The 15,399-nt window shown below is 68.2% G+C and carries 16 protein-coding genes; 7 read left to right on the top strand and 9 right to left on the bottom strand.

Annotation, left to right across the window (positions count from 1 at the left end; genetic code table 11):
• Positions 1–1,230, bottom strand: coding sequence for a PucR family transcriptional regulator (locus RJ03_RS21120; RefSeq protein WP_051024984.1), 1,230 nt, complete (start codon positions 1,228–1,230; stop codon positions 1–3).
• A 22-nt stretch (positions 1,231–1,252) separates the two neighbouring features.
• Entirely contained in the window at positions 1,253–2,482 is a 1,230-nt protein-coding gene (locus tag RJ03_RS21115) for a PucR family transcriptional regulator (RefSeq protein WP_036505208.1), read from the bottom strand.
• A 187-nt stretch (positions 2,483–2,669) separates the two neighbouring features.
• Here RJ03_RS21115 and RJ03_RS21110 point away from each other — a divergent pair, with 187 nt between their 5' ends.
• The 4 genes from RJ03_RS21110 to RJ03_RS21100 all read left to right on the top strand — a co-directional run bounded on the left by RJ03_RS21110 (position 2,670) and on the right by RJ03_RS21100 (position 5,627).
• Positions 2,670–3,797, top strand: coding sequence for an esterase/lipase family protein (locus RJ03_RS21110; protein ID WP_036505112.1), 1,128 nt, complete (start codon positions 2,670–2,672; stop codon positions 3,795–3,797).
• Positions 3,794–4,744, top strand: coding sequence for a lipase family protein (locus RJ03_RS21105; protein WP_063820421.1), 951 nt, complete (start codon positions 3,794–3,796; stop codon positions 4,742–4,744). The genes RJ03_RS21110 and RJ03_RS21105 overlap by 4 nt, the downstream gene beginning before the upstream one ends.
• Positions 4,684–5,139, top strand: a complete 456-nt coding sequence (locus tag RJ03_RS38860) for a lipase family protein (RefSeq protein WP_281032293.1) — start codon at positions 4,684–4,686, stop codon at positions 5,137–5,139. The genes RJ03_RS21105 and RJ03_RS38860 overlap by 61 nt, the downstream gene beginning before the upstream one ends.
• Before the next feature lie 200 nt (positions 5,140–5,339).
• Complete coding sequence (locus RJ03_RS21100; protein WP_036505109.1) at positions 5,340–5,627, top strand: hypothetical protein; 288 nt, start codon at positions 5,340–5,342, stop codon at positions 5,625–5,627.
• Between the two features lie 123 nt (positions 5,628–5,750).
• On the opposite strand, the gene RJ03_RS21095 is transcribed toward RJ03_RS21100, so the two are convergent.
• From RJ03_RS21095 to RJ03_RS21085, 3 genes are read right to left on the bottom strand one after another with little or no spacing between them, the layout of a single operon-like run.
• Positions 5,751–6,392, bottom strand: a complete 642-nt coding sequence (locus RJ03_RS21095; protein WP_051024983.1) for a DUF305 domain-containing protein — start codon at positions 6,390–6,392, stop codon at positions 5,751–5,753.
• A gap of 52 nt (positions 6,393–6,444) precedes the next feature.
• Entirely contained in the window at positions 6,445–6,978 is a 534-nt protein-coding gene (locus RJ03_RS21090) for a DUF6153 family protein (protein WP_157163468.1), read from the bottom strand.
• 53 nt (positions 6,979–7,031) lie between these two features.
• On the bottom strand, positions 7,032–7,622 hold the full coding sequence (locus RJ03_RS21085) for an AMIN-like domain-containing (lipo)protein (protein WP_036505104.1): 591 nt from the start codon (positions 7,620–7,622) through the stop codon (positions 7,032–7,034).
• Positions 7,623–7,694: 72 nt separating this feature from the next.
• Here RJ03_RS21085 and RJ03_RS21080 point away from each other — a divergent pair, with 72 nt between their 5' ends.
• Positions 7,695–8,846 (top strand): class I SAM-dependent methyltransferase, encoded by a 1,152-nt coding sequence (locus tag RJ03_RS21080; RefSeq protein ID WP_036505101.1) that lies wholly within the window; start codon positions 7,695–7,697, stop codon positions 8,844–8,846.
• A 129-nt stretch (positions 8,847–8,975) separates the two neighbouring features.
• Complete coding sequence (locus RJ03_RS21075; RefSeq protein ID WP_036505099.1) at positions 8,976–9,827, top strand: Bax inhibitor-1/YccA family protein; 852 nt, start codon at positions 8,976–8,978, stop codon at positions 9,825–9,827.
• 116 nt (positions 9,828–9,943) lie between these two features.
• On the opposite strand, the gene RJ03_RS21070 is transcribed toward RJ03_RS21075, so the two are convergent.
• The 4 genes from RJ03_RS21070 to RJ03_RS21055 form a co-directional block, all read right to left on the bottom strand.
• Positions 9,944–10,279, bottom strand: coding sequence for a DUF1330 domain-containing protein (locus RJ03_RS21070; RefSeq protein WP_036505097.1), 336 nt, complete (start codon positions 10,277–10,279; stop codon positions 9,944–9,946).
• A gap of 161 nt (positions 10,280–10,440) precedes the next feature.
• Positions 10,441–11,661, bottom strand: a complete 1,221-nt coding sequence (locus RJ03_RS21065; protein ID WP_036505095.1) for an acetyl-CoA C-acetyltransferase — start codon at positions 11,659–11,661, stop codon at positions 10,441–10,443.
• A 78-nt stretch (positions 11,662–11,739) separates the two neighbouring features.
• On the bottom strand, positions 11,740–12,612 hold the full coding sequence (locus tag RJ03_RS21060) for an SGNH/GDSL hydrolase family protein (RefSeq protein ID WP_036505092.1): 873 nt from the start codon (positions 12,610–12,612) through the stop codon (positions 11,740–11,742).
• A gap of 168 nt (positions 12,613–12,780) precedes the next feature.
• Positions 12,781–13,233: a hypothetical protein gene (locus RJ03_RS21055; RefSeq protein ID WP_245552351.1), complete on the bottom strand. Its 453-nt coding sequence runs from the start codon at positions 13,231–13,233 to the stop codon at positions 12,781–12,783.
• 106 nt (positions 13,234–13,339) lie between these two features.
• On the opposite strand from RJ03_RS21055, the gene RJ03_RS21050 reads away from it, so the two are divergent.
• Entirely contained in the window at positions 13,340–14,734 is a 1,395-nt protein-coding gene (locus RJ03_RS21050) for a cystathionine beta-synthase (RefSeq protein ID WP_036505091.1), read from the top strand.
• Positions 14,735–15,399: the final 665 nt, after the last annotated feature.

Raw genomic sequence — 15,399 nt, 5'->3', positions numbered from 1 at the left:
CTAGCAAACGTTTTGCCCATACCGTCGCGGCGAATGATCCGCGACCTCGGTCACCGGCGGTCCCTCGGCGTCCCGATAGGTGCGCGCCACCAGCGCGGCCCGCAGATACCAGAGGCCGCTCGGTTGCGAAGGGTCCAGCCCGGTGAGCTGTCCGATCCGTTTGAGCCGATAGTCGACGGTGTTGGTGTGCACCTGCAGCTGCCGGGCGGTGCGGCGGCGGGAGAGTCCGGTGGCCATATGCCGCCGCAGCGTCTCGAGCAGATCCGGATGGTCGTCGAGCGGATCCAGCAGCGTGCCCAGGCGTTCCAAACCCGGTCCGGGACGGGTCAATTGGTATTCCATCGCCAGGTCGGCGAACCGGTACAGCCCGGGCGGGCCCGCCAGCCGCAGCACCGTGTCGAGCAGTTCGTGCACGCGGTCGGCGGCCGCGGAGATCTGCTCGGTGGGCGTCGCGAGCGCGGTGGCGGTGAGCCCGACCTGGGCCGCCTCGGACAGTTCGGCGATCAGCTCGTCGAGTTCGTGCTCGCCGAACATCGCCTCCGGGACGAGGATCGTGCCGCCGTCCACGCTCAGCAACGACAGCACCCGTCCACCACTGCGATTGGCCAGGGCGGTCTGCAACCGGCGCAGTTTGCGGCGCGCCACCACTTTCCCGTCCACGTTCGGATGGGATTCGTCGGGATGCGGCGGAATGCTCATCGCCACCACGACATACGCCGGTTCGATCTCGATCCCGCTCGCGCGGGCCATGGTCGAGGTGGGGTGCCCGGCCAGCAGTGCCGAGACCAGCGTATGCACCGCGGTGTGGTGTTCGGTGACCGCGGCCTGATGTTCGCGCACATAGGCGAGCGCTACCGCCGGAGTGATGGTGTCGAGAATCCGCAACAGCAGCTGCGCCGGATTCTCGGGCCGCTGCTTCGGATCGGTCTGGGTGAGCAGCAGATCGAAGGCCAGCCGGAAGCCCTCGTGCACCGCGTGGTGCACGGTGTCGATCGGGATACCCTCGCGTGCCCAGTTCGCGGCCGCGCGCTGCAGGCGCCCGACCTTCTCGTCCGGTTCGCGGCCCTCGAGGATGTCCACGGTCAGTTCCAGGCAGACCCTGGTCACCGCGGTGATGTCGCCGTGCAGGGCGTCACCGGGCAACGTCGAGCACGGCGCCACGTGTTCGGCGAAATGCCCGACCAGTTGGCGGGAGAGCACCCGGACGTCGTGGCGGGGGCGGGCGTTCATCGTCGTACTACCTTCTCACTGCTCAGGATGTGATCGGCCGGCCGGGCGCCGGACGCAATCGATGGGCGACCAGCGCCGCGGACAGCAATCGTGATCCGTTCGGATCGCTCGGGTCGGCGCCGGTCAGTTCGCCGATGCGGCGCAGTCGATAACTGAACGTGTTGGGGTGGACGTGAATTTCGGCGGCGGCCGCCTTGCGATCGGAGCCGTGGCGCAGATGGGCGTCGAGCGTCTCCATGAGATGCGGTGCCTGGCGCAGCGGTTCGATCCGCTCGGCCAGCCGGTCACGGGCCACGCCGGGCCGCGTGAGCTGATACTCCAGCAGCAGGTCGTCGAGCCGGTACACACCGGTCGGCCGCCCGGACAGGTGTGCCAGTTGCGCCACCTCCGCGGCCTGGTGCGCTGCCTCCGGCACGGCTTCGCGCCTGGTGCCAGGGGTTTCGGCGACGACCACATCGGCGCCGAACTGTTCGGCGAGTTCGGTGGCCAACTCCGCGCCGGCGCTCTCCGGCCATCCCAGGACGCCGGGGAGCAGCACGACCGCGGTCTCGCCGTCGAAGGTGTGCAGCGCGGTCGGCCCCGCTACCCGGTCCAGAACGCGCTGCAGGATGCGAATGCGGCGACGGACCACCAGATTCGCGGCCGCGGCCGGTTGCGGATCGGTGCGTACCTGGACGGCGAGAACCGAATACCGTTCGGCCAGAGCGGTATCGGCGCGTGCGGCCTGCTCCTCGGCGGCCTGCCCGCCCACCAGCGCCGCGCACAGGGCGCGCCTGGCCTCCCGTTCCGGATGGTAGATCGAGTGCTCGACCGCCGCGTACCCCTCGACCGTGATCAGATTGATGTGCATGAGCAATTCGAGTGTGCGCGAACCGAACTCGATCAGCTGGTCGACATCCGCGGGCCCGCTCACCGCCACCGCCTCCTGCAGAACCTGCTGGGCGGAGTGGTGGACCGCCTCCATCAGCAGCGGCAGCGGCAGCCGGTCCTCCGCATGCCGCTCGATCACCGGCTGCACGAAGGCCGCGATCTCGGCGCGGGTGAATTCCCGCCGCTGCGCCATGGCGTGCAGGAAGGCGTGCGCACATCCGTAGATGGCCGGAAGCACCTCGACGAAATGGTCCGCGGGCAGATCGACGGCCGATGCGGAGGTACCCAGACCGGAGGCCAGGACACGTTCGGCGAACTGCGGCAGGCGGTCGAGAATGCGCGCGGCGAGACTCGAGGGTGCGGAATTCACGGCAACCGGCATGCGCCGATTGTCGCGGGCCACATGAGCATCGGCAAGAGGTCGCGGCGCCGCGACCGGAATTCGTTTCCGGCGACAAATCCCGCCACCGGATCTGTGTATGCGAGTGCAGTGACTTTCCCGCCCCTGCCGATGACGCTGAATGCGGCCGCCGAAAACGTTTGTCGGCGTGCCGGTAGGGAAGGTTGCAATGAAGCTTCGTCATCGAATCCCGGCGCTCGCCGTCCTGATCTGCGCGGCCGTCATCGGCTCCGGAACAGCGACCGCATCGCCGCCCGACACCCCGGAAACACAGCTGGCCGAACTGATCGCCGCGGGACTGCATTCCGCGGACGGCGCTGTGCCGCAGCCGGTTCTGGACACCGGCAGCAGTTCCGGTTCCGGCGGCCGGGCCGCCAGCCACGCCAGCGACGCGGTGGGCGAAGGACCAGAAATGACCTCCTACCTGGGCGCATTCGGTTACGGCCTGACCCATCCGGATGCCGCCCCGCCGGGCACGAACCGCTGGGATTGTCTGCCGAGCGCCGACCATCCGAAGCCGATCGTGCTGGTGCACGGAACCTGGCTCAACGCCTACGACAGTTTCGCCTATATGGCGCCGAAACTCGCGCGGGCGGGCTTTTGTGTTTTCGCTTTCAATTACGGACGGTCCGGTCTGCTCGACGGCGGTGGTCTCGGCGCGGTACTTCCCGGCCGTTATGCGGTCGGGCCGATCGAGGATTCGGCGCGGCAACTGGCGGCCTTCGTCGACCGGGTACGGGCTACCACACATTCCGATCGCGTCGACATCGTCGCGCATTCCCAGGGAGCGCCGGTAGCCGATCAATATCTGAAATTCGGCGGCGGCGCCGAAAAGGTCGGACAGCTGGTCAGTTTCGGCGGCACCCACCACGGAACGACATTGCTGGGCATGGCGACGCTGGGCCGGATCATCACGAATCTGGGTATCGATATCCTCGGTTTCTACCGTCCGCTGATCGGCCCGGCGAATATTCAGCAGGCCGTCGGCTCCCCGTTTCTGAACCAGCTCAACGTCGCCGGCGACACGGTGCCCGGCGTGGCGTACACCGTGGTGGCCTCCCGCTACGACGAGGTGATGAATCCGGTGGAGCTGGCGTATCTGCGGGCCGGGCCGGATGCCACGGTGAACGACATCACCCTGCAGGACGGCTGCGAGCAGGACCTGTCCGATCACCTGACGATGATGTATTCCCCGCGGGCGCTCTCGATCGCGCTGCACGCGCTCGATCCGCAGCGGAAGCCGACGCTGAGCTGCAGCTTCAACCCGTGGCTCGTCGGCGGCGGAGGCGGACTGTGAGCGGCCGTCGGCCGCTGCCGCCGCGGCCGGACGTCGATCCCTTCCATCGAGCGCCGGAAGGCTTCGAAGCGAAGCCGGCGGGCGCCATCCTGCGCAGCCGGGTCGTGGAGCTGGCGGCCTTCGGTGTTGTCCCGCTGCGGATTTCGGCCTGGCAGCTGCTCTATCGCACCAGCGATCTGAACGGTAGGGCCGAGGCGGCGGTCACCACGGTGTTGCTGCCTCGGGACTGCGCGCCCGGGCGGCCGCTGGTCTCCTTTCACTGCGCGATCGATGCCGTTGCACCGCAGTGCTTTCCGTCCTACGCGCTGCGGCGCGGCGCCCGGGCGATCGGCGCGATCCCGCAACTCGAACTGCCGTTGATCGCGGCGGCGCTGGATCGGGGCTGGGTGGTGTCGGTGCCCGACCATGGTGGTAGTGAAGGCAGATTCGGGGTGGCGCGAGAGCCGGGCCACCGCGCGCTCGACGGCATCCGGGCGGCGCTGAATTTCGTTCCGCTGGGCTTGAATTCGCGCACCTCGATCGCCCTGTGGGGGTACTCCGGCGGTGGCCTGGCCACCGCCTGGGCTGCCGAACTCGCGGAAACCCATGCGCCCGAACTGAATATCGTCGGCGCCGTGGCGGGCTCGCCGGTGGGCGATCCCGGTGCGGCGTTCGAGCGCCTGAACGGCACGGTGTTCGCCGGATTCGCCATGGTCTTCACCGCGGGGCTGCGTCGCGGCTATCCGGATCTGGATACCGCACTGCGGGCGACCCTGCAGCCCCGCTACCTGGCGATGCTCGCCGAAGCCGAAGTGTCGGCGACCTTTCCGCTGCTCGCCCGGCTCGCCCGCCGCGATGTCGGGCGCTACGCCGCGGGGGACTGCCCGGCCTGCTGGACACCGCCGAATTGCGTGCGGTACTCGCCGACATCCTGCCCGGTCGCCGGGCGCCACGCATGCCGATGCTGATCGTGCAGGGCGTCCACGACGAGGTGATCGCCGTCGACGACGTGGACGCTCTCGTACGGCGCTACGAAGCGGCCGGAGCGGATATCGGCTATCTGCGCGATCGGCTCAGCGCACATCTGCCGCTGGAATTCCTGGCCATCCCGGTGATGGTCGACTGGCTCGCCGACCGGTTCGCCGGACGGCCGACGACTCCCGGGACACGCACGGTGTGGTCGGTGGCGGGGACCCGGCGCGCGCTCGCGGGGCACCGCCGGCTGGCCGCGCTGAGCGTTCGGCTGCTGACCGGACGCCGAATCCGGGGTGCGCCGCCGAGAGACATCGGCGAAAGTGTCGATGCGGTGGCGGTGCGCTCCCGCCGCGCTTCGATCGCCGAGAGCGGCCGCTCGCGCGCATGATCGTCGGCGGACCGGTCAGTTGACCTGGAACCGCAGGTAGTGGCGGCTTTCGCGAATGCGGTGTGTCCGGCTGCGGGCGAGGCGCCGGTGCGGTTCAATTGGTTCTGTTTGACGAGTTGTCACTGCATGCTCTGCGCTCCAACCGGCATCACCGCCGTACCGGCATCACCTCAGCATCCGAGAGGACAACGAACGTGAGCATGGTTCTCGCCGTACACGATATGTACACCACCGTGCTGGCTCAGGTCGGCAACCCCACGCCGGAAACTCCGCCGGCCGCGGACAAACTGCTGAAGCTGGTCCGCTACTTCACCTGGTTCGTCCTGCTGTCCGGCGTCACCGCCATCACCTACGGCGGCGGCCGCTTCGCCTGGGAGAAGTGGAGCGGCGGCGCGCTGGAGTCGCCGAAGATGGTGGCCGGCGCGATGATCGGCGGTGGTGTCGCGACCAGTGCGGGCACCATCATGAACGCCGTCCTCGGGAGCTGACCGACCCACCCGCGCGGGGGTGCCGGATATCCGGCACACCCGCCTGCGTGTGGTTTCCGGGCTCGTCCGCGAGCCGCGGTCGACACCGTGCGAGCGCGAACGCAACGGTGCGACCGCGGGCGATCAGTTCTGCCCGAGCATCCCGCGCATCTGCTGAATCTCGGCCTGCTGCGCGGTGAGAATGTTGTGCGCCAGCGCCTTCGCGTCGGCGTTCGTGCCGTCGGCGATCTCGGTATTCGCCATATCGACCGCGCCCTGATGGTGCGCGATCATCATCTGCAGCCACATCCGGTCGAAGTCGGCGCCGGACGCGTCGCGCAGCTGTGTCATCTGCTCCGGCGTCATCACGCCGTCCATCGGATGGTTCATCGTCGCCTGCGGCGCGGGCTTGCCGAAACTGTGCAGCAGCGCGGCGAACTGCTCCATCTCCGGGGCCTGTGCCTTCTCCACGTTCGCGGCGAGGGTGATCAATTCCTGATTCTGCGACCGGCCGGGTACCAGCTTCGCCATCTCCACCGCCTGCGCGTGATGCGGGTACATCATGGTCAGGAAGCTGACGTCGGCGTCGTTGTAATCGGTGCGGGTCGCGGTGGACGGTGCGCCGGTGTGATTCATCCCGGGCATATCGGCCATCGGCGGATGTGACGACGAGGCCGGTGCGGAGGTGTTCGAACTGCCGGAGTCGTCGCTGCCGCAACCGGCGACGATCAGGGCGGCAGCGGCGAGGGCGGCGGTCGACAGCATGCGGATACGAGAAGTGAACATGAATGTGCTCCTGGGGAATTGCGATGGGCGATGACCGGTCGGGGCGGGCCGGTCAGATCCGCAGAATCGCCAAGTCGGCCAGGGAGAGCACGGTCCACGGAGGTGGCCGGGTGCGCCGGCGCAGGCCGGCGCGCGCGAGGTGCCCGGCGCCGAGAATCCGATCGGCGCCGAGCCAGGCGATCACCGCCAGACCGAGGGCCAGCGCCAGGGTCACCAGCACGAAGACACAGGCGTGCATACCGGCGTGGGTGGTGCAGCCGTCGCAGTCGGAGCCGTCGGCTACCGCGGGGGTGGGCCGCATGGGCGCGGCCATCGATCGGTCCGTGATCGCCCCGGCGGGCACGGTGGCCGGTACGGAATGGTTGCCGTGACGGTTTGGCGAAATACTTTGTGTGGCAAGCGCAATCGGTGCTGGGCCCGTCATCGCCGGTGCGACGGCGGCAGGCGATACGGCCGGTTCGGCGGCCATCGCGTGCCCGGTGGAGAAGACCACCGCGTGCATGACTGCGACGCCGATCAGCAGGGTCAGCACACCGAGCACCCGGACGAGTCCGGGCACGCGACGGAGGCGACCCACTGCGAGCACGGCCCCAGTCTACGCACCGTTCACTTACCCCCGGGCGGTATGGGTGGCGACGATCACCCGGTGGCGATGTCGATCACCAGCCGTACGGGCCGGTCCAGCGCGGTCACCGAGAACGGCGGCCGGTCCGCGTTCACGCCGATGAACGATTGCGTCGTGCCCTCGTAATCCTGGGCGCCGTAGACGCCGGCGATATTCGGCGCGCTCGGATCGGTGACCGGGTCCGGACCGCTGTAGGGCGTCACCCCGCTGTCCCACGGGTACGCGGTGCCCAGGATCTGGACCTCGAGAATGGAGGCGCCGGCGATCTGCAGTTCCCGGCCGCTGCCGTTCTGCACCGCGCGGTCGGTGTAGCGCACAGTCCACCCGGGCGCCCCGCCGGTGCCGCCGAACTCGTACACCACCCGGTCGAAACCGTCGTGGTGGCCGATACGCACATCGGTCACGGTGAGCCGGGTGTCGGTGGCCGGGGTGGCCTGCTGCGGTGAGGTGCCCGAGGGCGGCGCCTGGCTCGGCTCGGGCGTCGCCGTGACGGCGCCGGTCGCGGGCGGCATCGGCGTTCGGCCGGTCTGATTCGAGCCGCCGTCCGAGCAACCCGCCAGCAGTAGGAGTCCGGCAACCACCGTCAATGCCAGCCTGTTACGCATGGGGCCGATGGTATGCCGTCGGGCGCCAGGGGTCGTGGTGACGACACGGCAACGGTCTAGCACACTGTAGGAATGCTGGAGGTCGACGACATACTGAGCCGATTGCGGCGCTATCCGGATGTGGAAGCAGTGAACCTCTACGCCGTCGATGCCGCCGATCGCCTGATCCTCGATACCGCCGCGGAACTGCTCGCGGCGGCCGGCCCGGGCCGGGTCGCGGTGATCGACGACTGTTACGGCGCACTGACTCTCGGCGCGGCCGCCGCCCACGACCTGCTCGATATCCGGGTGCACCAGGATCTGCTGACCGGTGAGCAGGCGCTGGCCAACAATGCCCGCGCCATCGATCTGGCCGATCGCTACACCGCGCACGATCTGGGGCCGGATCTGCTCGACGGGGTCACCGTCGTCCTGTTGCGATTACCTCGCATGCTGTCCGGTCTCGCCGAAATCGCCGAGACCGTCGCCCGGTACGCCGATCCACAGGTCACCGTGATCGCCGGCGGCCGCGACAAGTATCTGACACCGGCGATGAACGACGTATTGGCGGAATACTTTTCCGGTGTCCAGGCCAGCCGGGGCCGGCAGAAGTCGCGGACGATCACGGCGACCGGGCCGAAAATGCCGGGGCCACCGCAGTTTCCGCTGCGGGAGCAACTCGACGACATCGCTCTGCGGGTGGTCGCGCACGGAGCGGCGTTCTCCGGGGCGCGGCTCGACATCGGCACCCGCTTCCTGCTCGAACACCTGGATCGGATGAAGCCCGACGCGCGCGAGGCGATCGATCTCGGTTGCGGCACCGGCATACTCGCCACCGCCCTGGCCAAGGCGCGCCCGCACATCACCGTGGTCGGGACCGACCAGTCCGCGGCCGCGGTCGCCTCGGCCCGCGCCACCGCTGCCGCGAACGGGGTCGGCGACCGGGTCACCGTGGTCCGCGACGACGCGATGGCTGCGGTGGGCGACCACAGCACCGATCTGGTGCTGTGCAACCCCCCTTTCCATGTCGGCGCCGCCGTGCACACCGGCTCGGCGATCAAGATGTTCGCCGAAACCGGGCGGGTTCTGCGCCCGGGCGGCGAGCTGTGGACCGTATACAACAGCCATCTCAACTATCGCGGCGTCATGGACCGCTTGGTCGGCACGACCGACGTGGTCGGCCGTAATCGCAAATTCACCGTGACTCGGTCCGTGTGTGGCCTGCACACTGCCCGGCGGGAGTAGATTACGGGCAGTACAGTCTGATATGTCCGATTTGATGTCCGGTTCGGGAACTTGCTCCCGGAGCGGATCGTTGGATACTCAGAACGGACACGACGGACGTGGACCGCTACTTCGGAAAGGCACGGGACCTTGCGCACCACAAGTAACCCGATCTTCAAAAATTTGCCGCAACAACAGGGCGGTGGATACGCGGGATTCGGTTCGGCGGCAGCGGGCGCCGGGCAGTTCGCGCAGTACGGACAGCAGAGCCCGTACGGTGTCCAGCAGCCGTATCAGCAGGCGCCGGCCACCCGGCCGATGACGATCGACGATGTCGTCACCAAGACCGGCATCACCCTCGGCGTGGTCACCCTCGCCGCGATCGTCGCCTACGGTGCCACCGCGGCCAACCACGCGCTGGCCCCGCTGTTCGTGATCGTCGGTGGTCTGGTCGGCTTCGTGCTGGTCATGGTCGCCACCTTCGGCCGCAAGCAGGACAACAAGGCCATCGTGCTGAGCTACGCGGCCGCCGAAGGCTTCTTCCTCGGCGCGCTGTCGTTCATGTTCACCAATGTGGAATTCGGTGGCGTCGGCGGTGGCGGTCTGATCGCCCAGGCCGTCCTGGGCACCTTCGGTGTGTTCTTCGGCATGCTCGTGGTCTACAAGACCGGAGCCATCCGGGTCACCCCGCGCTTCACCCGCATGCTCGTCGGCGCCATGATCGGCGTGATCGTGCTGATGCTGGGCAACCTGGTCGCCGCCTTCTTCACCCCCGGCGGCTTCGGCCTGCGCGACGGCGGCACCGTGGCGATCATCTTCAGCCTGATCTGCATCGCGATCGCGGCCTTCAGCTTCCTGCTCGACTTCGATGCCGCCGACCAGCTGATCCGCGCCGGCGCGCCGGAGAAGGCCGCGTGGGGCGTCGCCTTGGGCCTGACCGTCACCCTGGTCTGGCTGTACCTGGAGATCCTGCGCCTGCTGAGTTATCTGCAGAACGACTGATCCTTGCCGGGATCCGCTCCCGGACCGACGATGAACGGGTGGCTGCTCGCGGGCAGCCACCCGTTCGTGTTTCGGGCCGGCCGATCGGGGTTGCCGGGGTCACGAGAGGTCGGGATTCACGCGAGCAGTTCGGCCGGGAGCACGTCGGTGGCGACGTGGTCGTCACCGCAGTGGTCGGCCAGAATCGCGACGCCGGCGGCATTGTCCAGTCGCAGCGGCAGGATCTCCAGATACTCCGGCGAGGCGTACCAGGCTTGCGCCGCAGCGTAATCCGGGAATTCGATGACGATCGCGATCGCGTCCGCGGGCCCCTCGGCCACCAGTTGCCGCCCACCGTGGACGATGAACTTCCCCCCGAACGGCGCGAGTGTCCCGTCGATGCGCCGCAGATACTCGACGATTTCCGCATTGACGTCGACGTCGTACAAGTGGGCCACAGCGTAGGCAGGCATCTCGAACTCCTCGAACCGAGTGGTGTTGACGCCATTGATATTTCCGCGTCCGGGTAGCGGAGTCGATTACCTGATGGGTAACGAGCACACGCGTGCGAACCCGCAACGCGAATCGGCCGGCTCCCCACCTTTCGGTGCGGAACCGGCCGACTGCGGTACTACTAACTCAGGCGCTCGATGACCATGGCCATGCCCTGGCCACCGCCGACACACATGGTCTCCAGACCGAACTGCTTGTCGTGGGTCTGCAGGTTGTTGATCAGGGTGGCGGTGATGCGGGCGCCGGTCATGCCGAACGGGTGGCCGAGGGCGATGGCGCCGCCGGAGACGTTCAGCTTGTCCAGATCCATCTTCAGCTCACGAGCCGAGCCCAGCACCTGCACGGCGAAGGCCTCGTTGATCTCGTAGAGGTCGATGTCGTCGATGGTCTTGCCGGCGATCTTCAACGCCTTGCGCACGGCCTCGATCGGGCCCAGGCCCATGATCTCCGGCGACAGACCGGACACGCCGGTGGACACGATGCGCGCCAGCGGGGTCAGGCCCAGCTCCTTGGCCTTGGTGTCGCTCATGATGACCAGCGCGGCGGCGCCGTCGTTGAGCGGGCACGCGTTACCGGCGGTGATGGTGCCGTCCGGGCGGAAGACCGGCTTGAGCTGCGAGATCTTCTCGTAGGTGGTGCCGGGGCGTGGGCCGTCGTCGGTGGAGACGACGGTGCCGTCGGGCAGCGTCACCGGGGTGATCTCACGCTCGAAGAAGCCGGCCTTGATGGCCTCCTCGGCGCGGTTCTGCGACCGCACGCCCCAGTGGTCCTGGTCCTCGCGCGAAATACCGGTGAACTGCGCCACGTTCTCGGCGGTCTGGCCCATCGCGATGTAGATGTCGGGCAGGTCGCCGCCCTCGCGCGGGTCGGCCCAGCCGTCGGAGCCGCCTTCGGCGCGCTTGGCGGTGCGGGCCTCGGCCTCGCCGAACTTCTCGTTGTGGGTGTCCGGCCAGCCGTCGGAGGTGCCCTTCGGGAACCGCGACACGGTCTCGACACCGGCGGAGATGAACACATCGCCCTCACCGGCCTTGATGGCGTGCAGCGCCATCCGGGTGGTCTGCAGCGACGACGAGCAGTACCGGTTCAGGGTCACGCCGGGCAGGAAGTCGTAGCCGAGCTGGGTGGCGACCACCTTGGCCATATTGAATCCGGCCTCGCCGCCGGGCTGTCCGCAGCCGAGCATCAGATCGTCGATGTCGGCGGGGTTCAGCGCCGGAACCTTGTCCAGGGCGGCGCGGACCATCTGGGTGGCGAGGTCGTCGGGACGCATGGTCACCAGCGAACCCTTGCCTGCGCGGCCGATGGGGGAGCGGGCGAACGAAACGATGACGGCCTCTGGCATGAGGACTCCTTATATCGGGGTCGCCGAATCGGTCAGCCGACCGTTTCGGTACAGGGGTACGACAATTCAACCCCGAATCTACGTCGCCGCGGTGTGGCTCGGAACACCCGGTCGGGATGGATCCCGTTCATCGAGCTCACGCAGCAGTGCCGGGAGCAGGTGCCGGGCCGCCAGCGCGTATCCGGCGGGCGAGGGATGGAACCCGTCGGCGGAGAAGAGCACCTCCGGGGTGCTGCGGAAGTCGTGGCCGAGCAGATCGCCCATCGCCACGGGCGTGCCGCCGGCCGAACGGACCGCGCCGACCTGGGCCCGGGCCAGCCGCGCGCTCCAGCGGTGCACGACCGTGCTCAACGGTTGCGGGATCGCGGCCACGGTGCCGAGATCCGGGCAGGTGCCGACCACCACGACGGCGCCCGCCTCGCGCAGGCGTCCGACCGCGTGCCGCAGCCGCTGCGCCGAACGCCAGATCGAATGTTTCTTGGTGACATCATTGGCGCCGACCAGGATCACCGCGGCGTCCGGCGGCGGGCCGGCGATGAACATGGCGTCGACCTGACCGGCCAGGCCCTTCGAGGTGGCGCCCGAAATCGCCTTGGTGCTCAGCCGAATTCGCCATCCGGTGGCATCGGCCAGACCCCGGGCCACCAGGACGCCGGGCACCTGCTCGGCATCGGCGCAGCCCACTCCGGCGGCCGTCGAATCGCCGAAGATCATCAGATGCAGGTCGAACGGCACGCCCGCGCGCCACGGTTCCGGAGCCACACAGTCACGGGTGTACACGCCGTCGGCCTCCGGCGGCTTGGAGGTGTCGCGGCCGATCACGGTGCGCGCCGCGCGCGCCTGCGACATCAGCAGGCGATAGGTCGCCCAGCCCGCGGTGCCCGCCCCGGAGCCGACCGCCACCGCGGCGGCCGCGCTCGCCGCGACCGTCCGCCACGTCCTGGAAGCCACGCGCCAACCTCCCGTCTCACTCCGACGCTGCCACCGACCGGACCTTCCGCGGCGGGCCCGGTGCCCGCGGCGGCGCGAATCCGGTGCGGCCACGAGGGGCGCGCCCGGTCCGGTCCTACCGATTATGCGGTGCGTGCGACGCGCCGACCAGGGACGAGGCGGCGCGCGTCAGGAAACGTCGAATGCGCCGTGCGCGGGAATGCTGAGGTTGTTCGTGGTGACCGTGACCTCGATATGACCCGGCCCGGTGTTCTGGAACTCCGCGTACAGGATGCTGCCGTAGATCCCGGAGACGACGTTCAGGCGGTACTCGCCGGCGGCACCGGTATTGGTGTTGCGCCACGCGACGGTGGTGTCGACGTTGCACAGCGGGGCCAGCGGATACTGTCCCGGGCCCACCCCCTGGATCGCCAGGGCTTGGACGTTGAACACCGCCCGGCCCGGCCAATCGGGACTGGTATCCACCCAGGTCCGGATATTGCCCCCGCACAATCCGCCGTAGAACACACTCGGCGTTTGCGGGAACTCGACGGTCTGTGCGCTGGCCGAGGCGGACGCGATGGCGGTCACGGCCCCGACGGTCGCGCCCACCACTGCGGCGGCGCGAGCGGTCTTCGGCATCCTCACGATCCGCATAGTAACCGCACGGCCATGTCCTCGCCGGATCAAACGCAGCGCTCGACGTACCAAACGCAAGCCGCCCGCGCGGCTCTGCGACGATGTAGCTATGCGTATCGCGAACCACGTCGTCGACCTGATCGGAAATACCCCGCTCGTTCGGTTGAACTCTGTGGTGGGCCCGAACTCCGGGGTGGTGGCCGCGAAGATCGAATATCTCAACCCCGGCGGCAGCTCGAAGGACCGCATCGCGGTCAGGATGATCGACGCCGCCGAGGAGCAGGGATTGCTGAAGCCGGGCGGGACCATCGTGGAACCGACCTCCGGAAACACCGGAGTGGGTCTGGCCCTGGTCGCCCAGCAGCGCGGTTACAAATGCGTCTTCGTCTGCCCGGACAAGGTCAGCGAGGACAAGCGCAACGTGTTGCGTGCCTACGGTGCCGAGGTGGTCGTCTGCCCGACCGCGGTCCCGCCGGAGCATCCGGACAGCTACTACAGCGTCTCGGACCGGCTGACCCGTGAGATCCCGGGCGCGTGGAAGCCCGACCAGTACTCCAACCCGGGCGGTCCGGCCAGCCACTACGAGACCACCGGTCCCGAGATCTGGCGCGACACCGAGGGCAAGGTCACCCATTTCGTGGCCGGTGTGGGCACCGGCGGCACCATCACGGGTGCGGGCCGGTATCTGAAGGAGGTGTCCGGCGGCAAGGTCAAGGTCGTCGGCGCCGATCCGGAGGGGTCGGTCTATTCCGGTGGCACCGGCCGGCCGTACCTGGTCGAGGGGGTCGGCGAGGACTTCTGGCCCTCGGCCTACGACCCCGCGGTCCCGGACGAGATCATCGCCGTCTCCGACGCCGACAGCTTCGAGATGACCCGCCGCCTCGCCCGCGAGGAGGGGCTGCTGGTGGGTGGCTCCTGCGGTATGGCGGTGGTCGCCGCGCTGCGCGTGGCCGAGCGCGATCCGGAGGCGGTCGTGGTGGTGCTCCTGCCCGACGGCGGCCGCGGTTATCTGTCGAAGATCTTCAACGACAACTGGATGAGCTCCTACGGCTTCCTGCAGAGTCGCCTCGACGGCAGCACCGCCGAGCCGACGGTCGGTGACGTCCTGCGCGGCAAGTCCGGTGCGCTGCCGGATCTGGTGCACACCCATCCGCAGGAGACGCTCCGCGACGCCATCGAGATCCTGCGCGAGTACGGCGTGTCCCAGATGCCGGTGGTCGGCGCCGAGCCGCCGGTGATGGCCGGCGAGGTGGCCGGCAGCGTCACCGAGCGCGATCTGCTGTCGGCGGTGTTCGAGGGCCGGGCGCATCTGACCGATCCGGTGTCGAAACATATGAGCCCGTCGTTCCCGCTGATCGGATCCGGCGAGCCGGTGTCGGCGGCGACGAAGGAGCTGGAATCCACCGACGCGCTGATGGTCGTCGAGGACGGTAAGCCGATCGGCGTCATCACCCGCCACGATCTGCTCGGATTCCTCAGCGGATCGGGTTTGCCCACGCACTGATCCCGTTCGGCGCACAACAGCACATCTCGCCCTCGATCACCCGGCCGCGTACACGCGGCCGGGTGATCGCGTTTCGGGCGTTTCCGTGGCCGATCTGCGGCCGTTCACCGTGTCGCCGCGGCGACATGTGTTCGCGGGCGAATCCGATCAGTCCGCAAACCCTGTCTATCGAGCGCGTCTCGGTAGCGGTTACCGAGCGTTATCGATCGTTACCGAACAGTTGCCGAACAGGCGAAAAAGCGGACAAATCGCCCTGACTTGCAACGACACTCGTTATTTTTCTGTGATGCGCAGCACTGTCTCGAGACTGTGAGATCCCCAGGTCAGCGCTATATAGCGAGTGGCAATCGATGCGAAATGCGAGAAGCGGCACCGCTTGTTCATTTTGAGTTAAGTTTACGTTCACCTACCGCAACCATCCTGTGACCTCGTTGGTTGTCAGACGTCGAGTCTGAGTCAGTAGCCGGATCGCCATCCGAAAAAAGCATGCAGTACGCGAGGTGAGTCCACAGGGCCCGCCCTGGTTCAGTGCTGCCTGCCGCAGGCCACCGAGGCCGACGCACAGTAGGGAAGAACATCGAATGTCGAAGACCACGACAAGCAGTAGAGCCAAGGCGGTCGCGCGTACCGCCGGATCAGCCACCCTGGCCCTTGCCGCCTTCGCC

The organism is Nocardia aobensis NBRC 100429 (genome assembly GCF_000308375.1).
Classification (GTDB): Bacteria; Actinomycetota; Actinomycetes; order Mycobacteriales; family Mycobacteriaceae; genus Nocardia; species Nocardia aobensis.
The sequence above is the reverse complement of the archived record's forward strand: the minus strand, read 5'-3'. Positions and strand labels throughout refer to the sequence as shown.